Below are 22,285 nucleotides of genomic sequence, written 5' to 3'. Positions count from 1 at the left end.
CGTTCTCCAGACGGTATACCAGCCTGCGCCTCAGCGTCGTTTCGTGTAGGCCAGACGGGCCCGCGCGCGCGCAGCCCCTCGGCTTGCAGCTTTGCTGGGTTGGTTGCCTGTGTCCGTCCCAGATTGCCCCAAATGCTCAGCCAGCCCTCGTACAGTTGGAAAGCGGAAAATATCGGTCACAGCAACATCCAGGCCCAATTTGTCTTTCAACCTGCGTCGCAATTGCACCACCAACAACGAGTGCCCACCCAGATCAAAGAAGTTCACCGTGACCGGGACGCTTGGCACATCCAGTGCTTCGGCCCAGATTTCTGCAATTCCCGCCTCAAATTCGGTGGCGGCGGATGCGCCGTCCTCAACCTGTTCCAGTACCGGTTTGGGCAACGCTTTGCGGTCGATCTTTCCATTTGGGGTCAGCGGGAAATCCGCCATGACCATGAATTGGCTGGGCACCATGAAATCGGGCAGCTCCTGTGCCAAGGCTGTGCCCAAGGCCGCTGGGTCAGGTGCCGGTCCGCTGGCGGTGACATAGCCCACAAGCCGGATATCGCCCGGTCCGAACTCAACCGCTTTGACCACGGCCTGCCGCACACCAGCAACAGCACCAAGCGCGCCTTCGATCTCACCCAGCTCCATCCGATAGCCACGGATTTTGACCTGATTGTCCTTGCGGCCCAGGAATTCCAACTGACCGGACGCACCCCGCCGCACCAGGTCTCCGGTGCGATAGAATTTCTGACCAGCGGCTGAGACAAAGCGTTCGGCTGTCAGGTCGGGGCGCTTCCAATAGCCGTTAGCAACGCCTTCACCGCCAATCCAAAGCTCACCCTCGACCAGATCGGGCAGTTCGCGCCCGGTGTCCGAACGGATCGAAAGTGTCGTGTTGCGGATCGGGTCGCCCAGCGGGATCAGCGCTTGCGGGTCATCCAGCCGCGCGACTGACGACCAGATCGTCGCCTCGGTGGGGCCATACATGTTCAGCAACAGCCCGTCCTTAGCCATAGCGTCGCGGATGCCGCGCGCCAGATCGGGTGGAAAGGCTTCTCCGCCAACCATCATCACATCCAGCTGCCCCAAAGCCTGCCGTCCGACACCATCAGCGGCCAACAACGAGGCCATGGGAGGCGTGCATTGCAGGTGGGTGATTTCCTTGGCGATGATCTCTTCGGCCACGGTGGCCTTGCGATCGACGCCGCCCTGTTGCGTAAGGTTGTCCATCAACGCTTTGATATGGGGCAGGTTTTCCATGACCACATCGGTGTCGATCCCGAAGTCGATCAGGCAGGCGATTTCATCCACACCGACCTGCGCCAGCTGACGCACCATGTCACCAGCGCTGTCGGGCGTGCCGAACAGGCCCGAGCTGTGGTAATACCGCTCGAACGCATGATCCAGCAGCGCGTCCAGCTCATCCTCGCTGAGTTCCTGCTTTTCGAACATCTCTTGCGGGTTCATGCCCGACTCGCGCGACCGTTCCGCCATCAGGGGCGAGGTCCATGCGGCCTTCTTCAGCAGATCCACGGAAGAGCGCAGATATTGCTTCATCGGCTCGCGGGCTTGGGTGCGCACTTTCTCGTCGTCGTCTGAAACAAAAGTGTGCAGCATCAACACAACATGTCCGTTTCCGGGATGCCCGGCAGCGCGCCAGGCGAGCCGATAGGCACGGATCTTTTCCGCCACCTCGTCAAAGCTTTGCCCCAGAAGGTGGGTCAGAACCCCGCACCCAGCTTGGGCCGCTGCAGCAAAGGTTTCGGGATTGCCCGCAGCGGTCAGCCAAAGCGGTATGTCCCCACGCACCGGGCGCGGGTGAATTTCCAGCGAAACCGGTTTGTCGTCATGTCCCGGAAAGCTGCGCTCTTCGCCTTTCCAGAGGGCGCGCAGCGTATCGATGCCTTCGATCATCACCTCTTTGCGCCTGGCAAAGGCTGATGGGTTCAAAACAAAGTCATTGGGCTGCCAACCTGACGCCAAAGCAATGCCCGCGCGCCCGTTCGACAGGTTATCAACCAGCGCCCAATCTTCGGCCACTTGCACGGGATGGTGCAGGGGCAACACGGCAGAGCCTGCGCGCAATTCAATATTGCTGGTGATACCCGCCAAGGTGGCCGCAGCAATAGCCGGGTTAGGATAGAGCCCGCCAAAGGCGTGGAAATGCCGTTCCGGTGTCCAGACCGCCTTGAACCCGTTCTGATCAGCAAATTTGGCCCCTTCGATCAACAGGCGATAGGCGTGATGGCCGGTTCCCGAGGCCTCGGACGCGAAGTAAAACAATGAGAAATCGGGAAGGACGGTTTCGCTAGCCCCATCGGTTTGCAACACCAACGTGGCGCCGCGCGACAGGATCCAGAAAATCTCGAGCACAGAGATGTCGAAGGATACCGAGGTTACACCGAACAAACGGGATCCGGCGCGCAGTGGCACTTCGTCATCCATACCGGCCATGAAATTCAGAACAGAGCGATGCGGGATCATCACCCCTTTGGGCCGACCTGTGGATCCTGACGTATAGATCAGGTTCATCAGATCGTTTTCGGCTCCAAGATCAGGAAGCGGCGCGCCGCTTTGATCACGTTCCGACGCCATAACGGTGATCTGAGGGGGCAGGGCAAGGCGCGCCGCCGCAGAAGGGCTTGAGACGATCAGCCCAGCCGCGCTGTCTTCGATCATATAGGTGATACGGTCTTCGGGGTAAGACGGATCCAGCGGCAGATAGGCGGCACCGGTCTTGAGGATGGCCAGCATCGCAACCACCAGATCGGCGCTGCGCTCCAGACACAGGCCGACAATCTGCCCCGGCTGCGCCCCGCGCGCTTGCAAGACGCGAGCCAAAGCATCCGAGTCTGCATCAAGCTGGCGATAAGTGAACCGGCGGTCTTCGACCTCAAGGGCAGTGGCATCCGGGGTGTCCACGACCTGACGTCTGAAAGCGGCATGGACGCTGGCCACGCCATCTGATGCCTCATCCGAGCGCGCGGCGATAGTGGGCGTGCCCAGTGGCAAATCGCCCAGAGCGGCCTCGGGCCTGTCCAGCATCGATTGCAAGAACGCCGCGAAATCACGCGCGATGGCCTGCACCACCGCATCAGTCATCAGGGCAGGGGATACACTCAGCTTGGCGGGTAGATCTCCTTCGGCGGGGATCAGCACAAAGTCCTGTGTGGTCGTCGCTGGACTGGTGCGCAGATCGACAGCGACGGACAGGGCATTCAACGCCTGATCGCGCTGCGCACCCATCCGCAAGGGAAGGTCGACCGCCATGGGGCTGGCTTGGGTCACACGCTCCCATTCGGCCCTGGCCTGCGCCAGAAACTGCTCCACTTGCTGCTCGGGATCGATGTCCAGTCCCATCGGGCGGTCGCCCGCAAACAGCGCCGAACCCGGCGTGGACAGGACAGAGATCGAAGCGTTTTGCGCACCGTTCAAGCCCGCATTCCACGCAAGCCAAGCTGCTGTAAGCTGCATCGCATCGGCTTTGGCGGGAATGTCCACCAAAATCCGCTGCTGTACCGCATCGTTGCGCATCGTGTTGCGCGGATAGGGCGGAATAGCGGGTTTTGCAGACAGTAGAGCCGCGGCCCAGTTGCCCTCTTGCTTGGCGCTGCCTTCTGACAGGCCGATATCAACATTCAGAGGAGGAGGCAGGATATGCCCCTGCTCAAGCCCTTTGGGCGCGTTCCCGTTTGCGTCTTGCAGGCCGTGCAAAACCAGATCGCTATCCTGGCAGGACACGGTGATTGTGTCGCCTGTGACCTCGATCAACTGACCGGGAACACCACTCGCTGCACCGGACAACTTGGCAGAACGGATCATCAAAACCTGCTGTCCGGTCCAAAGCTTGGGCAAAGCCATCGGGTTCTTGTAAGACCCATGGTCCAGAGCACGGATCTGGCGCATCAGGTCCGACGCGGACAGTTGCAGATCAAGCTGCCCGTCATGGGCCGGGCGCTTCGTATGATTATAGCGTTGACCCGTACCTGCTAAAATGATCGCGGGCTCCGGGGTCTGCTCTAACAGAGTCAAAAGCTGCGGAAAGGTCTCAAGCGCTATTTCATAACAGCGCGCATTTAGGCTGAAGGCGGTATCTTCCGGGGCAATGTCGAACTCGCGGATCAGATAGGCACGCGTCGGCGCCAAACCCGGCTGCATCGCATGCCAGGTGATTGCGTGGGCCGTCTGCCCTTCATAGATCGACCAGACCGGAACGTTGACACCAATTCTGGCAGGCAGGGGTCCATCATGCAGGTTGATCGCAGCAAGCCGAGGCAATTCAATCAGATCTGCGGACAGTATCTGTGTATTGGCAATGCTGAACAGAAAATCACATTGCGCCGCGGATTGGACCGCCTCTTGGTCGCTTGCAAAGACCGGCAAATCCCGTTCAACCGCCCAAGACACAACCCTTGGATCCCGCGATAGAACACCCGAAATTTCGCCGCCGCGATCCAGAAAAACCTGCGCAGATTGTAGCAGCAGCGCTTCATTGCCACAGAAAATGGCCTTCACCGAACTCTCTCCCTTCAACTCACTAACCACCGAAGAATCTTCACCCCACCGGAATGCCCCGAAACATGCGGGACAAATTTGTCAACAATAGGGAGTCGCCCCCACAAACTGGGCCTTTCAGGTGGATAATGATATGTTCGCAACACTGGAATGAAAATAGCTGAGGGTTTAAATAAGATATTAAGTTTTGATCATACGGGCTCAGATGGGCCGTTCAACCCAAAAGCGTCTTCAAGATCGCTGTTCTCTCAGATTTTCGATGATTTCAAAATAGGCCGTCAGGGCAACGTCTTCTCGCCAGTTTTCATCAAATCCCCGAAGCGCTTTCTGCCCCAATTTGGCTGACAGGGCGGGATCATCCGCAAATTGCCGCAGGATTTTCGCAAGCTCATCGGTTGATCGAAACAGAGCCCCACCCCCGGTGTGATGAACAATCTCCGGATAGGGACCAAGATCGCGGGCGATGATCGGCGTGCCGTCGCGAAACGCCTCAAGCACAACCAGCGGGAAGACCTCATAGCAACGCGAAGGTGTAATAGCGGCCAGTGCGTCGCGATAGTATCGCCGCAGATCTTCGGGCGGTAGTCTACCCAGGAAATGCACGTTGGATTTCCCTTCGGCCAGACGGCGCAGTTCAGGTTCATATTCGCCATCGCCTGCAATCAGCAGATCGGCATTCAATCGGTCGTCAAAGGCGGGGATGACGTCCTGCAAACCTTTGATCACCTCCAATCGACCGGCGAAAAAGAAAAACGGGCGCGGGTGGATCGAGGGTTGCTCGGGCAGTTCGGGCGCGTCAGGCAAGAACGAGGGGATCACTTGCGCAGGCGCTGTGAACCCAAAGCGGCGATGGTTGTCCAGGCAAGACTGGCTGAGCATCAAAAACGCGTCCACATGGCGCGCCTCGCGCGCCACAAGGTCGGTCGCGCGCCACAGCTGCGGCGGTCGCTTGTGGCGCAGCACGCAACGCAGGCAACGCCTTTCGTCACAGATCTCACGGTTGTCGCGCCACAATATATGCGAGGGGCAAACCATCCAGTGCTCATGTGCGGTATGCAGCTTGATCCCGGTGCCAATCTTCCAGATCCCAGGCCCGCCGATCAGCGAGATGTTATGGTAGTGGATGACGTCAAACCGGTCCGTCAAAAGCTCTTGCAAGGCGCGTCTATGCGACAGTGGCTGGCCGGTCTGCTGCACAGCCAAAGCGCCAAGCATCGGAAAGCGCGAGCCCAGACGGTGCACAATCACCCCATCCTCTGATGGCAGATCGGGGGTGCGGCCTGACAGCTGGCGGAACCCGTCAGTGTCGTGAATAACCTCGACATGATGCCCCCGCGCGGCCAGCGCACGGGCCAAACGCTGCACATAAATCCCGTCACCGCCGAAATTGAAGGGCGGGTAAAACGTTGTGACCATGGCAATTCGCAAAGGTTTCATGGCAGTTACCGACGCACAGACATAAGGTAATTGCGCAGCAGGCAATACAGCAGAGTGGCCCCATACGGGCGGATCAGCTTGAGAATGCTAAAACTGGACTCCCCGCCATCCCTCTGCCGCCAATCGTTGGGGACAACCGAATAGTTCCAACCGCCCAGAACAGCCTTAAGAGACATTTCGATCGTGATGTTGAACTGACCGGCCACCAGCGGCTGCATGTCGTCGATTACTGCACGACGATAGCATTTGAACCCGTTGGTGAAATCCCGGTAGGGCGCGCGAACCATCCAGCCGATCAGCGTATTTGTAACCCGGTTGATTATGCGTTTGACGGGTGGATAGCCCACCACGGTGCTATCCGGCCCAAACCGTGCGCCAAAGGCGCAATCGGCCCCATCCGCGATGCATTTGAAATAGGCCGCCACATCTTGCGGCGCATCGGCCCCGTCCGAGGTGACAACAACCGCAGCATCGCCCTTATACACCTCAAGCCCCTTGCGGATCGCAAATCCGTACCCGTTCGGGCCTGCATTGTGGATATTGCGCAGGTTCGGATAATCCCAAACCAGCTTCTTCAGAATTTCGGCGGTGGCATCCGAACTGGCATCATCGACGACGATCAACTCATAGTGGAACTCGGTCGTGTTCAGATGCTCACACAGATCGCGGATCGTATCTTCGATCACGTCCTCTTCGTTATAGGCAGGCATGATGATGGAAAAGAGCAATTGATTAGTCATCTTTTTGCTCCATCAAAACGTAAGGCCCTGACTGGTCGAACAATTCGAAGTCCTCTACCAGATCCACCCCCAAAGCCTGTTGCCACATGCGAAACTCGATTTGGTTTTCCAGTTTTGATTGTGAGGCGACGTCGCCGATAATCCAAGGCAAAAGCCCTGATTTGGCGACCTGTGTCTTGGGCTCTGTCCCGGTCTCTGCTGTCAAGTCCGCTAGGTCATCTGCGCGAGCGACAATAATTGTGCCCTCTGCACGGGCGGTCTGGGACAGCGGGTTAAACGGGTCGGTATATAGGATGTCATAAAACGAAAATCCTGCCGGGCAAGTGCCTGTTTCGGCCGCCATTTTCCAAAGATTGCCATAGAAGATCACAGGCCGCCCAGCCAAATCCGGCGCGGCGAGGCGGGCGGCCATATCAACACGCGCTGGTTGCGCCTTGGTGCGGAACGCCTGTGTCGATGGTCCGCGCGCCTCAATCGCGCCTGCGGTGTCGCGGCCTGTCACCTCATGGAACAGCCCCCGCAGGTTGCTGAACAGAACCCAGCGGCCCAGAGGCGCATGACCCGCCAATTGCGCGCAGGCCGCCAATGCAATCATCGCAACCCCAAACCGTCTGAGCGGCAGGGATACGCGAAACAAAGCGGTCTGTTGGCCCGCAAGCCAGACCAGGATCAAAGGCACAAACGGCACGGCGAGGTGTAGAAAATCGGCCCGTTGCAGCGCAATCTTGAGCGTGATCACAGCAAATACGCCCGAACCCATCAACATCAGATCCCCTTCGGTTGCGTGCGTGCCCGCCAGTCGCCGCACGCCCGACCCCGCCGCCACACAGGCCGCCGCCAGAAGGCCGAACAAGGCGAGGCTATGTAGGCTCCACCCAAAGGAAAACTGACCCAGACCCTCGGCGCTGGCACGAGACATCACCTGCAAGGTTTGGGTGAAATAGGGTGCAAGAGTGCCGCCAAGCGCCCAGGACACAATCAGCAACCAAATGACAATTGTCAGGGCGGTCAGCCCCAATACCCGCAGAGCCAAAGCGCGCGGCTGGTCCCAGCCATCGAGCACCAGAATGGCAATGGCAGCAACCAGACCTGCTATCGCATATTCATGCGAATACCCGGCACCGATCCCCAGAAGAACCGCAACAAGCGCCAGCATTGCCGGTTTTCTGGGCGCATGTGCAACAAGGACAATGGCCAGAATGGCGGGCAGATAACGCCACGCGATCCAGTTCAGCCCAAGCAAGACATCGACCCAGAAGGGCAGCAGCAAGACAAATGCCAGCCAGCGCTTGCCGGTCTGCGGAATCAGCCGCTGAAGCACCGCCATGACGATGATCAGCAACGCCGCCTGTAGACCCAGATAAATCCAGTAATAGCCAAGCGGTGAGAAATCGTCGCCTATCAGCATCGCGGCCGGGATCAGCATCAAAGGGCCATAGAGGAACTCGAAATCCTGATAAGGGAGTTGCCCGCAGGATATCCGGTGCAACGCGGCGATGAAGTAACTGTCTTCGATATGCGGGCCAAAACGCGCAATGGCCGAAGGCCAATAGAAAACGAGAAGGGGCAGGGTAACCACCAGACGCTCTACCCAAGCCTGCACAAGCGAAACGGGCCTTTGCGTGGCTTGGGCCTCAACCGCATGGGTCCGGGCGGGCAGGCTGGTTAGCAAGATCACCAAAACCGCCCAGACAAAGATCAATATCCAGGCCAGTCCAATATTATACCCCTGCATCGCAGCAACATTTGGCAGCGTTGGATCCGGGGGGAGCAATCTGGGGCCCACAGCCAACATCCCGATCAGGATTGCCAGAGAACCAAGCGCCAAAATCAATTGCATCGCAGCGCGCATCAATAAAGCCCCTCGGTATCTGGGTTTGCGGACTGGTTTCTGAAAATAAGCCGGCTGCAAATCAAATAGCTGAAGACAAAAGACAGGCCTGCGGCGATGCCCAATCGGATGGTGGGGTGCAGATAGGCCTGCATCCCGTAGGCCTCCATCGCCCACAAAAGCCCAATGCGGAACACCAGCACCACGCCGACACCCACTGCAAAACGAAGGAAATGACCGAATGAGGCCCGTTTGTTCTGATCTTTGAAGGTCCAGCTGAGGTGAACGAAGTAATTAAAGACCATGCCGCAGCCAAGGCCAACAAACGCGGCGACAGGGTCGCTGAAGGCCCAGATCAGGATCATCGAGCTGGCGACCGCCAGATCCAGAACCAACCCGCCGGCTGCGGTGGTCAGGAACCGGGCCATCTGACCGATTTCCGAGGGTTTGATCATGCCACGCCACCCCGCTCGATGAACCCGGTATGGGCGTTTTGGGCCAGCCCACCGTCGCTTTGCAGACGCTCGAACAGGTCATAAATATTGTCGATCTTGCCCCCCATGACCATCATCAGACCCGGATGGCGCGTGTCTCGGTCCAGCAGGATCGGACGCCCGTCATCGCGTTCATTACGCAGCAGAACCGTCTTTGTTTCATACAAAGACTTGCGCCATGTGGCCCCTGTCAGAGAGGGCAGGTAACGGCTGGCGTCGCGCAACATATGCATCCAGTGGCTTTTGCACGCCGCCGCTTGAGGCGCCTGCCCGGCCAACCAGGCGCGATGCGGGGTATAGCGCACATGGGTCAGGGAATAGGCATCCTCGGCCGGAAAGGGCATGGTGGAAAAGAACGGACCATCCATCATGGTGACGCCCACGCCCTTCAGCGCCGCAGGCGGGTCGATCAGGGCAACCTCCGCCAGTTCGTATTTGAAGCCCAGCCTGTTGCCGCTGTCGCTTTGGCCTGCCAGATGACCATAGGTGGCATCAATGACGATTGGCGCGCGGATCTCTCCATGGCCGTCCACAGCAACGCGGATCGGCGCATCAGGGCCGTCCGGGGTGACCGCGACAACCTTGGCCCCGATCGCCACCGAGACACCCTGTTGTGCCAGACGGTGTTCCAGATCCTTGCGCAAAGCCGCTGCGTTGAACGCATATTCCTGACAGCGCCAGACCTGCGCGACCTCAGCGGGATTGAACAGCGCGACCTCTGTCGGATTGGCCCGCTCAATCGGTGCGCCCAGATCGGTAAACATCTTCTCAAATCGCTGCGGCGTCACGCGTGAACCATGCCGCGCGACGGCATAGAGCATGGTGAAATCGCCAAATACGGCTGACGGAAAATCCGCAATGAACCGCTGATACAAAGACAGCGACCGGCGCGCGGTCTTGAAGTTTCTGGGATAGTGGAACCCGGTGTGAATGCGCGCCTGATTGACGTAAGAGGCGCGCTCCAGCAGACCTCCGCGTTCCTCAAGCACCACGATATTTTCAGCGACGGAGCGATAGAACAAGGCCAGACAAGCCCCATAGAACCCGCCACCAATGATGATGACATCCGCCGACTGAGGCAGTTGCGTCATGCCATAGCCTCATCCAGTTCCCAGCGCAGGAACGCCAGGTTTTCCAGCAAAGGCGTCAGGCTGTCTGTTTTACGCATCTCAAGCGTGACATAACCAGCATAACCTGCAGTTTTCAGGCCGCTCAGAACCTGACGCAGAAAGGCGGCATGCTCTGCAATCGGGGCCAGTTGCGGGGCGCTGAAATGGACGTGCTGAACCAACGGCAGGACCGGTTCAACGGCAGTTACGTCTTCACCGGCCATCAGCATATTACCAGTGTCCAGAACCATCCGCATGTTGGGATGATCAACGCGCCGCACCATCTCGGCGGCCTCTGATAGTTGCGTCATGAAATCACAGCCATATCCTGTGGCGTTGGCTTCAAGACAGAAATACGTGCCTGTTTCAGCGGCGATCTCTGCAACTCTGCGCAGCACCGGTAGCGCTGCGTCATAGGCTTGATCCAGGCTCAGCCCCCCACGCTTGCGATTGCCCGGAGAGCCAAAGACCAGCGGGCCACAGCCCAACTCGCCAGCGCGTGCCATGACATGCGCCAGATAATCTACAAAAGCGTCCTGATCCCGGGCGGTACCGAACAAGCGCAGGTCGGGCTGCCCAAACAAAAGTGCCTGCATGGACACGATCGGCAGGCCCTCTGCGGCCCAGTCCGCCTTAACCGCAAGCGCATCCTCAGAAGTGGCCGCGGCAACATCGGCAAACACCCGCGACGGCGCGACTTCTAGCGCATCCACCCCTGCATCCCGCAGATGCTGGGCGATCACGGCATCCTCTTCTGCCGTCCAAGCGATGTTCGAAACCGCAAGTTTCATGGGTGTTCGCGCCGCCACTCATCCGCAAATGCGGCGATATCGGCCAGACAATCTTTAGCCGAGACCAGATATGGCTCGTCTTGGCCCCAGATACCCCCGTGGCACGTGCGCATGTCATATTCCACTGGCGGGCGCGACAGCTCCAGCGTGTGGGATTGCCCGTTGATGCTGTGAATGACGTCTTTCACTGACACCGGCTCGGTCGCCAAATTCAGCTTGTGAATACCCGTCTCGCACAGGCGGTCGATATCGGATTGAAGCCGTTTCAGGTGATAGAACTGAAACTCGGATCTTGCGTCAAAGCCGGACAGGTCCCGCGCCATCAGCGTGTCAAAGATCAGGTTCTTTTTCAGACCTGCGCCGTAAAGACCGGGCAGGCGGATAATACGACAATCGTCGAACAGGGCGTTCAGGCGGTCTTCGACCTGCAAACGATGCAGCCCGTAAGGATGGTGCCCGTCCACGGGCGTGGGGCTGTTTTCGTCAACGCCCACTGGTGTCTGATAGACATCCACCGAAGAGATCAGGATCATACGGCGCGTCTTGACCGTGCCCAACAAGTCCAAAAGCGGCGCTATGCCGTCCCAATCGGCTTGAGGGTTCTGGTTTGCCCACCATTTCTGCGCCTGCACCCCGGCGCAGGTCACTGTGTCAAAGCTCTGGCCTTCCATGTCTCGGAAATTCTTGGAGTTGAAACCAACGTCATAGCGGCCTGTGCCCCAAAGCGTGCCGCCGACAAAACCGGTATGACCGATCAAAGCATGTGTCATTTGCTCTCGTCCGATCCTTCTACGTTCAACGCGGCGCTGACGTGATAGAGGTCACCGCCACTGATTTCCGAAACCAAATCCCTTTCGCGCCGACGTCGGCCCTGTCTCAGCAATTGCAGCAGTCCAAGGCAGATCGCAGACAACACGCCAAAATTCGCGGCAAACAAGGCCGAGAACAGCACCGCAAGCGAGGCCCAGCCGGGGGCCACATCTTGCAAAACCAAGCGCGTGATGATCGCCCCGAGCGTGGCCAGAATGCTGAGCAGCGACAGGCACAGGCAGACCAGCGCAAAGCTGCGTACCAGCCGTTCAGAGGACAGCGAGACCAGCTCGGCGCTCAGCCGCGCCTTGTCGCTGAACCCTGCCAGAAAACGGCGGCGGGGCGGGCGCGAGACAAAGACCCGTTTCTGCGACAGATGCGCAGACAGATCCAGGATGCGGAAAAACTTGAGGATATCACCCATCTGTTCCAACCGCGACATGGCGGTGCGGGTCAGCACAAAAGCGCGGGCTTGAAAGGATTCGATCTGTTGGCCGGTAACTAACCGCATGACCCCTGCCATCACACTGGCAGTCACACGGTCGCGCCGCCGGATCTGTGCGGGGTCAAAGACAGCTTTGACCACATCAAACTCACCCCCGGCGATATGGTCGAGCAGTTGGTCCAACTCGGCCTCGGAAGCAGCGTCCGGGGCCATGCACAGGATGTAATCGCCGATGGCGTGGTGCATGGCGTGAATGACCATGTCTTCATAGTCGCTTTGACGGTCAACGCTCAGCACACGCAGATGTTCGATTTCCTGACCGATCTGCCGCAACCGATTGTCCCAATCCGGCGCACGGTCCGAGGCGATAATGATCAGCTCATGATAGTCGAAGCGCGCATTGGCAAAGCGCGATATCGATCGCAACCCATGTTCGTCGACGGCAGTGTCGCCTTCGCCCACCAAGATCAGCGAAACAAGATTGTCTCGGCAAAGCTGTTCGTAAGCCGGTTTTCGTGCAGCCGTGTCCGGACCGGTTTGGCCAATCTGGGTCATGTCTTGTCCCGCGTACTCAATCCAAAAAATCTTAACTGCAATCGCAATCCGGTTATGCACAAAGCTTAGAAACTTCCGAAGAGCTTTGCCAATGCCACAGCAACCTGCCGCGAAATTGTCTCTTGTTGTGCAACAATTATGTATCTGAGCCGGATTTGAGGCTCAAGAATGCCGAAAAGATACCCGGAGTCGGGGAAGGGAATTGCATGAAATGGGTTTTTTCGTGCAAAAACATGTTAAGATAACAAGGATGCCATCGCTGTTCATTTAGATGGTGCGGCGTTTGGTTGATTCGATTTCGAGTGCATTGAAAGGTGAAAGTGTTATGGGGTACCACGATCTGCGTTTTGATCAGGGCGAAGGCCTGAACCGGTCGGGAATGCAGCAAAAGGTCCTGGATGGCGAAGTATACGTTTTCCGTCAGGCCCTGCAGGCATTTGGTCTCTATGACATGTGGCACGAAGCGACGATCCGCGGGATAACTGCTTCTGTCGGCAAAGAAGCCGCAGACCGCGCCGAACGCGACGGGTTTCACCGCATTCACGAATGGGTCTCGCCGATTGATATCCCCAAGGTGACCGACGCGGTCTATGCCGAGATCGAGCCGTTGACCCATGATTTTCTTGATCGTTTCATGAAGGGCACTTTTCCGGATGTGGAAACCTTCTTTTACGAACGCGCACCCAATGTACGGTTCCATATTCCTTATGACATTGCCCGCAGCCACAAGGACGAGTTCAACAAATTCGCCAAAACCTATGGTCAGGGCAAAATCGCGGCACATGGTCCGCACCGCGACAGCTGGCTGGATTGCCCATCGAACGGGATGAACCTTTGGTTTGCAATGGGCCGCATCCGACCCGGCAACGGGTTGACCATCTATCCCGACGACTATGTTGGCGAATACAAGTTCGAAACCTCCGGCAATATCTCTGATGGTGAGAAGCTGCACAAAACCTGGACCTTTGACCTGCATCCCGGCGATGTGGTCATTTTCCACACCGATCACGTGCATGGATCCGAGCTGAACCGCACGAATGAAACGCGCTTTGCCATTTCCTGCCGCCTGTCTGTCGACCGTCCGGTCTTTCCGCAGCTGCACCACCACAATTACGTCTATTCCGGCTGGAGCGGCTCTGGCGCGCTGAACCCGTTGGCAGAGTGGCCGGCAAAGCTGCAATCCAGCTATGTCACCAGCCTTGCGCTGCGGGCGCGCAACAAGTTGATCCCCTCAATGGCGCCCGAAAACCCCGAGCCAAATCCAGCCGAAGCCATCGGAACAAAGACCGACCGCGGTATTGAGGTTCCCCTGTCCGAGGTGCCACCGGGAACGGTACGTGGCGCATCTGCTGCGCTTTGCGTGGCTCATCTGTCCGAAGGCAACGTTGTTGCGCTGACACGGCGCTGCCCCCATGCGGGTGGTGATCTAGCCAATGGCTGGGTCGATGGCGACAGTGTGGTGTGCCCCTGGCACAACCTGCCCTTCAAGGCAAAGACAGGTAAATCCGCCTGCGAAACTTTGCCAAAGCTGAAACGCGTCGCCTGCCATATCGACGGCGACACCATCATCATTGACCCAAAATCTGAAATCAAAACAAACGAGGATAGTGAGATCGAACAGTTTACGGAGGCGGCAGCCACCTCATAATTTAGCATAAAAAAACAAAAAAGACGGCACGAGACGCTGCCTGCTGCTTCCACTCATTGAGAGGATTGCAGATGAAAATTTTTTTGGCCGACCTAGGACATAACCTGGTCACCGAAACTTCGGATACTTACCCATTGGGGGTTGGTAACCTGGCGACATATGTAACGGCTTACGCAAAAAGCCGAACACCGGTAACGGTCGAGATCTTCCGCAACCCGTCGGAGTTCAAGGATGCTCTTGATCGTGGAATACCGGATATCGTGGGCTTTTCCAGCTATTCCTGGAACCACCGTCTGGCCGAGGAATTTGCGCATTACGTCAAAGCCCGCGCGCCAGAGACACTTACGCTGATGGGCGGACCAAACTTTCCGCTGACCCATGATGAACAGGATGACTGGATCCGCACCATGCCGCAGATCGACATCCATGTGCGCGGGCCCACCTATGAAGGCGAGCGCGCCTTCCTCAATACCGTTCAGCGCTATATCGATTGTGATCAAGACCTGAAGGCGGCGCAGGCAGAACCCATCGACGGCGCGCTTTGGTATGATCGTGCAACAGGCGCTGTGGTACGCGGCGCCGAGGTGCCCCGCATTCGCGATCTCGATGAGATCCCGTCGCCTTATCTGGCAGGCTATATGGACAAGTTCTTTGACACCGGGCTTTTTGCCCTGATGCAGCTTGCCCGAGGATGCCCGTTCACCTGCACCTTCTGCAACTCGGCCGTCAAATCCAACTCGAAAGTGTTCCGTCATTCGTTTGAACGTACCAAGGCGGATCTGGACTATCTGGTCAGCCGTATCGACCGGTCCAGCCCGCTGTGTTTTGCCGATGACAATTTCGGAATGTATGTGCAGGATGAAGAGGTTGCCGATTATCTCGGCGGTCTGATGGATGAATATGACTGGCCCAAATACATCCGCACCACCACCGGGAAAAACCGCGGGGATCGCATCCTTAAGGTGATGAACAAGGCCCGTGGGCGCTTGCCGATGACGTCATCGGTTCAATCTCTGAACCCAACCGTGCTGAAGAACATCAAACGCGACAATATCAAGCTGGAGACCTACGCCGAAATTCAACAGGACCTGCATGCAAAAGGGATGCAATCCTATGGAGAACTGATCCTGTGTATGCCCGGCGAAACCAAGGCCAGCTTCATGGATGCGGTGGACCAGTTGATAGAAACCGGTGTCAGCCGCGTTGCGGCGCATCAGTTGATGCTGCTGCATGGCGCGCCTCTGTCCAATCCGGATTCGCGCGAAAAGTTCGGCTTCAAGACCCGGCACCGCGTGGTGGCCCGCTGCCTGGGCCGTTATACCGGCAATACAGTGGTCGAAACCGAAGAGATGGTTGTCGAAAGCGAAAGCTTCTCGTTCCAGGATTATCTGGACACCCGCGTGTTCCACCTGCTTCTGACGATTTTCTATTACGAAGGAAATTTCGAAGAGGCGTTCCGGTTCTGCCGCGCGCAGGGCATTCGCCCCTATCTGGTGGTCCGAAAAATGCAGGAGCTTTTGGATCAGGCGCCTGAAGGGTTCCAGAAAGCGATCGACGATTACCTTACCGAAAATCAGTCAGAGCTGTTCGAAACCCGCGACGAATGTGTGGAGTGGGCCAAAGAGAACTATGATGCTCTGATCTCGGGCGATCTGGGTGGTAACCTTCTGTCGAAATACGCCATGATCGGCCGTTTCATCATCGTGGAAGAGGCGCTCGACTTCCTGCATCGTGCGATTGCCGAACTGCTTCCGACTGACGATAGTGATGCGCTGACGCAGCTCTACAGCATTATCAGCTATTACCGCTCGACCATGCTGAGTGTGCCTTTTGCAGAAAGCCTTGAGGATACACCGATCTGGTCTACCTGGTACGATATTGAGGCTTGGCAGAACAGTGATTTCGACACGCCGCTGGATGCGTTCCGGTTCGATCAGGAAATGGGCTTTGACACCCAGGTCGACCCGCGCATCAAATCGGTGCTTCTGTCGCGCCTTGAAACTTTTGGTGAGCACCCGACAGGTCTGGGGCGGTTCACGCGGACCATGTTCGCGCGGGATTTCCGTCGGATGGTGATCACGCCCGAAGCCGCGAGCAGTGGGGTTTCAGACAGGGTTCACTGACGCGATCCGGCCTGGCGTCAGCGGCCAGTAAAGAATCAGCAGGCAGTGGAGCTGAAGGCTTGCCAAAGCCTTCGGTCTACGTTTCGGTATTGCTCTGAAGTGCTGATTTCCTTGCCTTTTCTACCTGCGTTTCGCACAACAAACTCCGATCCGCATAGCTATTGTCAAAAATTTTGATCCAATTTCACCGACAGGTCAGCTCGTCATTTCCTCATATCCGACGTTGGGTTAAGGTGCCGCCATTACGTGACGGCTCTAGCCGGGTTAAAGTGTTAAAAAGTAAGAGAGGGTTTTCATGAAATGCGTCATTCTAGCCGGTGGCCTTGGCACTCGCCTTGCCGAGGAAACCGTGCGCATTCCCAAACCCATGGTCGAAATCGGTGGCCGTCCCATCCTGTGGCACATCATGAAGATCTATGCCGCGCATGGCATCACTGATTTCATCGTTTGCCTTGGTTACAAAGGCTATGTGATCAAAGAGTATTTCGCCAATTACGTCCTGCACATGTCCGACGTCTCCGTCGATCTGTCGACGGGTGAGATAGAGCTTAGCCACAGCGCATCCGAACCTTGGCGGGTCACAATGATAGACACCGGCGCCAATAGCATGACCGGGGGCCGTCTGCGCCGTGTTCTGCCCTTGCTCAAGGACGAGGAAGCCTTCTGCCTGACCTATGGGGACGGTGTTGGTGACGTAGACATCTCAAGCCTAATTGCGTTTCACAAAGCCCATGGCAAACGCGCGACCGTGACGGCCGTTCCGCCACCGCGCCGCTTTGGACAATTGATCACCCAAGGTGACAAAGTCATGGATTTCTCGGAAAAACCGCTTGGCGATGGCGGATTGATCAATGGTGGGTTCTTCGTGCTGTCGCCCGAAGTGGGTGCATATCTCGACGGGGATCGCACGATCTGGGAGCAGGGGCCGTTGCAAAAACTGGCCGAAGATGACCATTTGCGTGCTTATGCCCATCCCGGGTTTTGGCAACCGATGGATACGATCCGAGAACGCGAAGAACTTGAAGAACTGTGGGATTCCGGCAAGGCACCCTGGAAGATCTGGGACTGACGATGCAACCCCGCGACGTGAACCCGAATTTCTGGACAGGCAAACGCGTGCTGGTGACCGGACATACCGGTTTCAAAGGCGCATGGCTGACACTTTGGTTAAATCAAATGGGGGCTGAGGTCACCGGCGTAAGCCTTCTGCCTGACAGCACACCCAACCTGTGGGATTTGAGCGGTCAGAGCGATGTTGAACACCACCAGATCGATATCCGCGACAGATCCGCTTTGATCAATGTGGTGCAGGGCACCAAGCCGGATATCGTCTTGCATCTGGCCGCTCAGTCCCTTGTGCGTCGGTCTTATCAGGACCCAGCCGGAACCTTTGCCACCAATGTCATGGGCACTGTGCATTTGCTTGAGGCCATCGCAGCGGCAAAGACTGTGCAGGCCTGCGTCATCGTAAGTTCGGACAAATGTTATGAGAACCGCGAGGACGGTCGCAGTTTTGTCGAAACCGACCCGATGGGGGGCCTCGACCCCTATTCAGGGTCAAAAGGTTGTACCGAATTGGCCACGCAAGCGATGCGCCACAGTTTCTTTGCTCCCTACGCGCAAGGTGGCCATCCCTGTCGGATCGCCTCGGCCCGTGCGGGTAACGTGATTGGCGGGGGGGATTGGTCGGAAGATCGCTTGGTCCCCGATATCATTCGGGGGTGTCTGGGCGATGAAGGCCGTGTCGAGATCCGCTCGCCCAACGCCGTGCGCCCATGGCAGCACGTGTTGGAGCCGCTGCGCGGTTATCTGATGCTGGCCGAAGGGCTTTATGCCCAGCATGACGGGCATGACAGCGGGTGGAATTTCGGCCCGGATCAATCGGATGAGCGACCAGTCATCGATGTGGCGCAGGCTTTGACAAGTGCCTTGGGGCAAGGGCGGATCGAGATCGATATGCCCGAGGATGCGCCTTACGAATCCACCACGCTCCGGCTGGATAGCAGCCGCGCCCGTCAGATCGGCTGGGCGCCCAAATTGAATTTTGAAGAAACGATACGCATGGTTGCGGATTGGTACGCGGGTTGGTCGCGGGGCGATGACGTCACTGCGCTCTGCCTGTCGCAGATTAACGATTACCAGAACAGAGGTTCGAAAGTATAATGCAAACGTCCCCGACTTGCCGCCATTGCCACGCGCCGTTGACCCGTACTCTGGTCGATCTGGGGATGTCTCCGCTGGCAAACTCGTATGTCAAACCCGAAAATGCAGGGGTCAAATGCCCTGAATACGAATTGCATGTCCGCGTTTGTGATAAGTGCTTTCTGGTTCAGGTCGAAGATGCGGTTCCGGCGGGGGATATCTTTTCCGAAGATTATGCCTATTTCTCCAGCTTCTCGGAAAGCTGGCTGGCCCATTGCCGCAATTACGTGGATACTATCACCAATCAGCTGAAGCTGGACAGCGATGATCTGGTCATCGAAATCGCGTCGAATGATGGCTATTTGCTGCAATATTTTGTGGAACGTGGCATTCCCGTGCTGGGGATCGAACCCGCAGCTGGGGTCGCTAACGCCGCCATCGAAAAGGGCGTGCCAACGCGGATCGAATATTTCGACAGCGCCTTGGCCAAGCAACTGGTGGCCGAAGGGTTGCGCCCGTCATTGGTGGCCTCGGCAAACGTGCTGGCGCATGTGCCTGACATCAACGATTTTGTTGGTGGTATCGCCACTTTGCTGGACGACAACGCCGTTTGGACGGTTGAATTTCCGCATCTGTTGAACCTGATCGAAAAGGTCCAGTTCGATACCATCTATCACGAGCACTACACATATCTGTCCCTGCTTACGCTTGAGACTATCTTTGCTGCCGCCGGGCTGCGGGTCTTCGACCTTGAGACTTTGCCCACCCATGGCGGATCACTGCGTTTGTATATCTGCCAGCAAGAGGCCGACCGCACCGAACGGCCCATCGTGGAAGGGATGCGCAAAAAAGAGCGTCAGGCCAATCTGGACAATCCCAAAGGCTATGACGGGTTCGATGACAAGGTCCGCGAGATCCGGCAGAACCTGTTGACCTTCATGCGTGCGGCCAAACAGGGCAAGCGCAGCATTGCCGCCTATGGCGCAGCCGCCAAGGGCAACACCTTGCTGAACTATTGCGGCATCACCTCAGACGACATCCTCTATTGTGTCGATCGCAACCCAGCCAAGCAGAACAAACTGCTGCCGGGCTCTCATATCCCGGTCAGCCCGGTTGAGCGCCTGCGCGAAGAGCGGCCCGATTTCGTGCTGATCCTGCCCTGGAACCTGCGCGATGAAATTGCTGAGCAACTGAGTGATCTGGCCGAACAGGGCACGCAGTTTGTGGTGCCGATCCCATCACTGGAAATCTTCTCGCGATGAAACCCCGCGTCCTGATGACGGGGGCAGGGGGGTTGATCGGCCCCCATGCGCATCGGGCTCTGGAGCAGCGCGGCTTTCAGACTGTCACCTTGGGACGCGGTGCGGGAAACGATATTCAGGCTGATCTGTTGGATGAGGCGCAGCGCCGGGATGCAATCCGCGCGGCAGAGGCCTCGTATCTGATGCATCTGGCCTGGCACGACGACCCCAAAGACCGCTGGCACGCGCCTGAAAACCTGGATTGGGCGGCAGCCACGATTGATCTGGTGCGCCAGTTCGCAGCATCGGGGGGCCAACGCGTGCTGTGTGCGGGCAGCTGTGCCGAATATGACTGGTCGCCAGAGGCATTGGGCGACACGGGTGTTTTGCGCGAGGACAGCGCATTGGCTCCGGCCAGCCTTTACGGCAAAGCCAAAGCCCATACCGGAGAACTGCTGACTGCGGCGCAAAAAGACCTTGGCCTCACCCTCAGCTGGGCACGGATCTTCTTTTGTTACGGCCCGAATGAGGCCCCTGGCCGCTTGCTGAGCGATATCACCCAAGGTATTGTAAACGCAGAACCCGTTGACTGTACCGATGGCCTACAGCGACGTGATTTTCTCTATGCAAGTGATCTTGGCGAAGCTCTGGCCACAGTGCTGGACAGTCAGCTTGGCGGTGCGGTCAATATCGGCTCGGGCACTGCTAAGCCAGTGAAAGACCTGATCATAGGAACCGCTACGCTGCTTGGCCGTCCCGATCTGATCCGGCTCGGCGCACGGTCTCGGCCCGTCTTGGACCCGGAGGTGATTTGCGCAGATACGACAAAGCTTAACAGCATCGGGTGGAGCCCGCGATATTCTCTGCGCGACGGTCTGAAGGACTGTCTGCAACGTCAAAATCTGCTGCCGAAGGATGTCAAAGATGCGCAGTGACTCGCGCAGGTTTATTCATTTCGTGTTGGTCGGGTTGCTGAACACTCTGGTCGGTTACCTGATCTACGCCGCTTTGGTGTTTCTGGGCCTGCCACCGCAACCCGCACTGGCGCTGGCGTTCTTCTTGGGTGTGTTGTGGAACTTTTTCACCCACGCCAAACTGGTTTTTTCCGAAACCGCGCAAGGATTCAAAAGGTTCCCCGCCTATGCGCTATGTTACGGCGTGATCTACCTGTTCAACGCGTTTGGCTTGCAGCTTGCCCTGGGCACCGGCCTGTCGCCCTATCTGGCACAAGCGATTATGGCGCCCGCAGCGGCAGTGCTGTCCTTTTTGCTGATTGGCAAAGTTCTGACCGGGCGGTTCCCGTTCACCAAAAGCTAGCTGACGTCGTCATCCAAATTGATCCGCTCGCGTTCCACCACGATGGGCCCGCGACGGACCTGGTTGTGGATCGAGGTCACGTATTCGCCAAGCATCCCGATAAAGAACATCTGTATGCCCGACAGGAAAAACAGCGCCGTGATGATCGTGGTTACCCCGCGGGGGGCAAGTTCGGGGTTCAGAAGGAACAAGATCACGTTCAGAAGCGCGAAGGCGATACAGAAGATCGAGATGAACAGGCCCACGATGGTGCAAAACCGCATGGGCGCGCGGGTGAACGAAAAAATGCCGTTCAGCGCCTGATCTACAAGCATCGGCAGATTGTGTTTGGACAGGCCGCGTTTACGCTCTTTCCAGACATATGGCACAATGATGCGCTTGAACCCAAGCGAAGCGATCATGCCACGAATATAGGGATATTGATCCTCATGCGCCATCAGCGCATCCATCACCTTGCGATCCAGCAACTGGAACTCGCCCACATTCTGCGTGATCTCAAAATCCGACAAACGATTGACGATCCAGTAAAACGCCTTGCGAACCGAGCGCATGGCAAAGCTTTCTTCGCGCACCGTGCGCGCGCCTGCTACAACCTCATATCCGTTTTCCCAAAGCTTGACGAATTCGGGCAATAACTCGGGCGGATCTTGCAGATCAACCGGCAGCATGACCAGAACCGCATCGCCTTTGGCGTATTTTAAACCGTTGAAAACCGACCGGAACACACCAAAGTTTCGCGCATTGACCACTACTTTGACGGCCGGGTCCTTGGCTGCAAGCCCCCGCAGGATTTCAACCGTTTCATCCTCGGACGCGTTGTCGACAAAGATATGCTCGCGCTTATAACCGGGCAATTCGGCCTCGAACAGATCACGCACTACGCTGTAGCAGCGTTCTACATTCTCTTCTTCATTATAGGCGGGGGAGACTATCGAAATCGTCTTCATGTCAATGAACTTACTCGTCAAATCGGGCCCAGAAACTGCGTGCAGCATAAACAGGTTTCGCAAGGTGCGCCAAGCTTGGAGGGTATTCGTCGCGGCGGTGAAACAAATAGGGCACGCATTCGCGGATTGATCAGAAAATCAACGCAATGCGC

General features: G+C 57.4%; 17 protein-coding genes. 7 read left to right on the top strand and 10 right to left on the bottom strand.

Features of this window, described 5'->3' with window-relative positions:
* Positions 1 to 30: 30 nt before the first annotated feature.
* The 9 genes from GOW40_RS17620 to GOW40_RS17580 all read right to left on the bottom strand — a co-directional run bounded on the left by GOW40_RS17620 (position 31) and on the right by GOW40_RS17580 (position 12,715).
* The gene (locus GOW40_RS17620; protein WP_171133157.1) at positions 31 to 4,503 is read right to left on the bottom strand and encodes a MupA/Atu3671 family FMN-dependent luciferase-like monooxygenase; all 4,473 of its coding nucleotides are present in this window, start codon (positions 4,501 to 4,503) and stop codon (positions 31 to 33) included.
* A 231-nt stretch (positions 4,504 to 4,734) separates the two neighbouring features.
* Positions 4,735 to 5,940: a glycosyltransferase family 4 protein gene (locus GOW40_RS17615; protein ID WP_171133158.1), complete on the bottom strand. Its 1,206-nt coding sequence runs from the start codon at positions 5,938 to 5,940 to the stop codon at positions 4,735 to 4,737.
* Positions 5,941 to 5,945: 5 nt separating this feature from the next.
* A complete protein-coding gene (locus GOW40_RS17610; protein ID WP_171133159.1) occupies positions 5,946 to 6,680 on the bottom strand; it encodes a glycosyltransferase family 2 protein in 735 nt (244 codons plus the stop codon).
* Complete coding sequence (locus GOW40_RS17605) at positions 6,673 to 8,532, bottom strand: hypothetical protein (protein WP_171133160.1); 1,860 nt, start codon at positions 8,530 to 8,532, stop codon at positions 6,673 to 6,675. Before GOW40_RS17605 ends, GOW40_RS17610 begins: the two co-directional genes overlap by 8 nt.
* The gene (locus GOW40_RS17600) at positions 8,532 to 8,966 is read right to left on the bottom strand and encodes a GtrA family protein (RefSeq protein WP_171133161.1); all 435 of its coding nucleotides are present in this window, start codon (positions 8,964 to 8,966) and stop codon (positions 8,532 to 8,534) included. Before GOW40_RS17600 ends, GOW40_RS17605 begins: the two co-directional genes overlap by 1 nt.
* The gene (locus tag GOW40_RS17595; RefSeq protein ID WP_171133162.1) at positions 8,963 to 10,096 is read right to left on the bottom strand and encodes an FAD-binding oxidoreductase; all 1,134 of its coding nucleotides are present in this window, start codon (positions 10,094 to 10,096) and stop codon (positions 8,963 to 8,965) included. Before GOW40_RS17595 ends, GOW40_RS17600 begins: the two co-directional genes overlap by 4 nt.
* A complete protein-coding gene (locus GOW40_RS17590; protein WP_171133163.1) occupies positions 10,093 to 10,905 on the bottom strand; it encodes a sugar phosphate isomerase/epimerase in 813 nt (270 codons plus the stop codon). Before GOW40_RS17590 ends, GOW40_RS17595 begins: the two co-directional genes overlap by 4 nt.
* On the bottom strand, positions 10,902 to 11,675 hold the full coding sequence (locus tag GOW40_RS17585; RefSeq protein WP_171133164.1) for an NAD(P)-dependent oxidoreductase: 774 nt from the start codon (positions 11,673 to 11,675) through the stop codon (positions 10,902 to 10,904). The genes GOW40_RS17590 and GOW40_RS17585 overlap by 4 nt, the downstream gene beginning before the upstream one ends.
* Positions 11,672 to 12,715 (bottom strand): hypothetical protein, encoded by a 1,044-nt coding sequence (locus GOW40_RS17580; protein WP_171133165.1) that lies wholly within the window; start codon positions 12,713 to 12,715, stop codon positions 11,672 to 11,674. The genes GOW40_RS17585 and GOW40_RS17580 overlap by 4 nt, the downstream gene beginning before the upstream one ends.
* Positions 12,716 to 13,040: 325 nt before the next feature.
* Between GOW40_RS17580 and GOW40_RS17575 the strand changes: the two genes are divergently transcribed.
* The 7 genes from GOW40_RS17575 to GOW40_RS17545 all read left to right on the top strand — a co-directional run bounded on the left by GOW40_RS17575 (position 13,041) and on the right by GOW40_RS17545 (position 21,186).
* Positions 13,041 to 14,363, top strand: a complete 1,323-nt coding sequence (locus GOW40_RS17575) for a Rieske 2Fe-2S domain-containing protein (protein WP_171133166.1) — start codon at positions 13,041 to 13,043, stop codon at positions 14,361 to 14,363.
* A 71-nt stretch (positions 14,364 to 14,434) separates the two neighbouring features.
* Entirely contained in the window at positions 14,435 to 16,486 is a 2,052-nt protein-coding gene (locus tag GOW40_RS17570) for a radical SAM protein (RefSeq protein ID WP_171133167.1), read from the top strand.
* A 295-nt stretch (positions 16,487 to 16,781) separates the two neighbouring features.
* Positions 16,782 to 17,555: a glucose-1-phosphate cytidylyltransferase gene (rfbF, locus tag GOW40_RS17565; protein ID WP_171133168.1), complete on the top strand. Its 774-nt coding sequence runs from the start codon at positions 16,782 to 16,784 to the stop codon at positions 17,553 to 17,555.
* A 2-nt stretch (positions 17,556 to 17,557) separates the two neighbouring features.
* Positions 17,558 to 18,649, top strand: a complete 1,092-nt coding sequence (gene rfbG, locus GOW40_RS17560; protein ID WP_171133169.1) for a CDP-glucose 4,6-dehydratase — start codon at positions 17,558 to 17,560, stop codon at positions 18,647 to 18,649.
* Entirely contained in the window at positions 18,649 to 19,890 is a 1,242-nt protein-coding gene (locus GOW40_RS17555) for a class I SAM-dependent methyltransferase (protein ID WP_171133170.1), read from the top strand. Before rfbG ends, GOW40_RS17555 begins: the two co-directional genes overlap by 1 nt.
* Entirely contained in the window at positions 19,887 to 20,804 is a 918-nt protein-coding gene (locus GOW40_RS17550; RefSeq protein WP_171133171.1) for an NAD(P)-dependent oxidoreductase, read from the top strand. Before GOW40_RS17555 ends, GOW40_RS17550 begins: the two co-directional genes overlap by 4 nt.
* The gene (locus tag GOW40_RS17545; protein ID WP_171133172.1) at positions 20,794 to 21,186 is read left to right on the top strand and encodes a GtrA family protein; all 393 of its coding nucleotides are present in this window, start codon (positions 20,794 to 20,796) and stop codon (positions 21,184 to 21,186) included. The genes GOW40_RS17550 and GOW40_RS17545 overlap by 11 nt, the downstream gene beginning before the upstream one ends.
* On the opposite strand, the gene GOW40_RS17540 is transcribed toward GOW40_RS17545, so the two are convergent.
* Positions 21,183 to 22,133, bottom strand: coding sequence for a glycosyltransferase family 2 protein (locus tag GOW40_RS17540; RefSeq protein WP_171102164.1), 951 nt, complete (start codon positions 22,131 to 22,133; stop codon positions 21,183 to 21,185). The genes GOW40_RS17545 and GOW40_RS17540 overlap by 4 nt on opposite strands.
* Positions 22,134 to 22,285: the final 152 nt, after the last annotated feature.

This window comes from Ruegeria sp. HKCCA6707, assembly GCF_013033515.1.
GTDB lineage: Bacteria > Pseudomonadota > Alphaproteobacteria > Rhodobacterales > Rhodobacteraceae > Ruegeria.
This window is presented reverse-complemented; position numbering and strand designations above follow the sequence as displayed.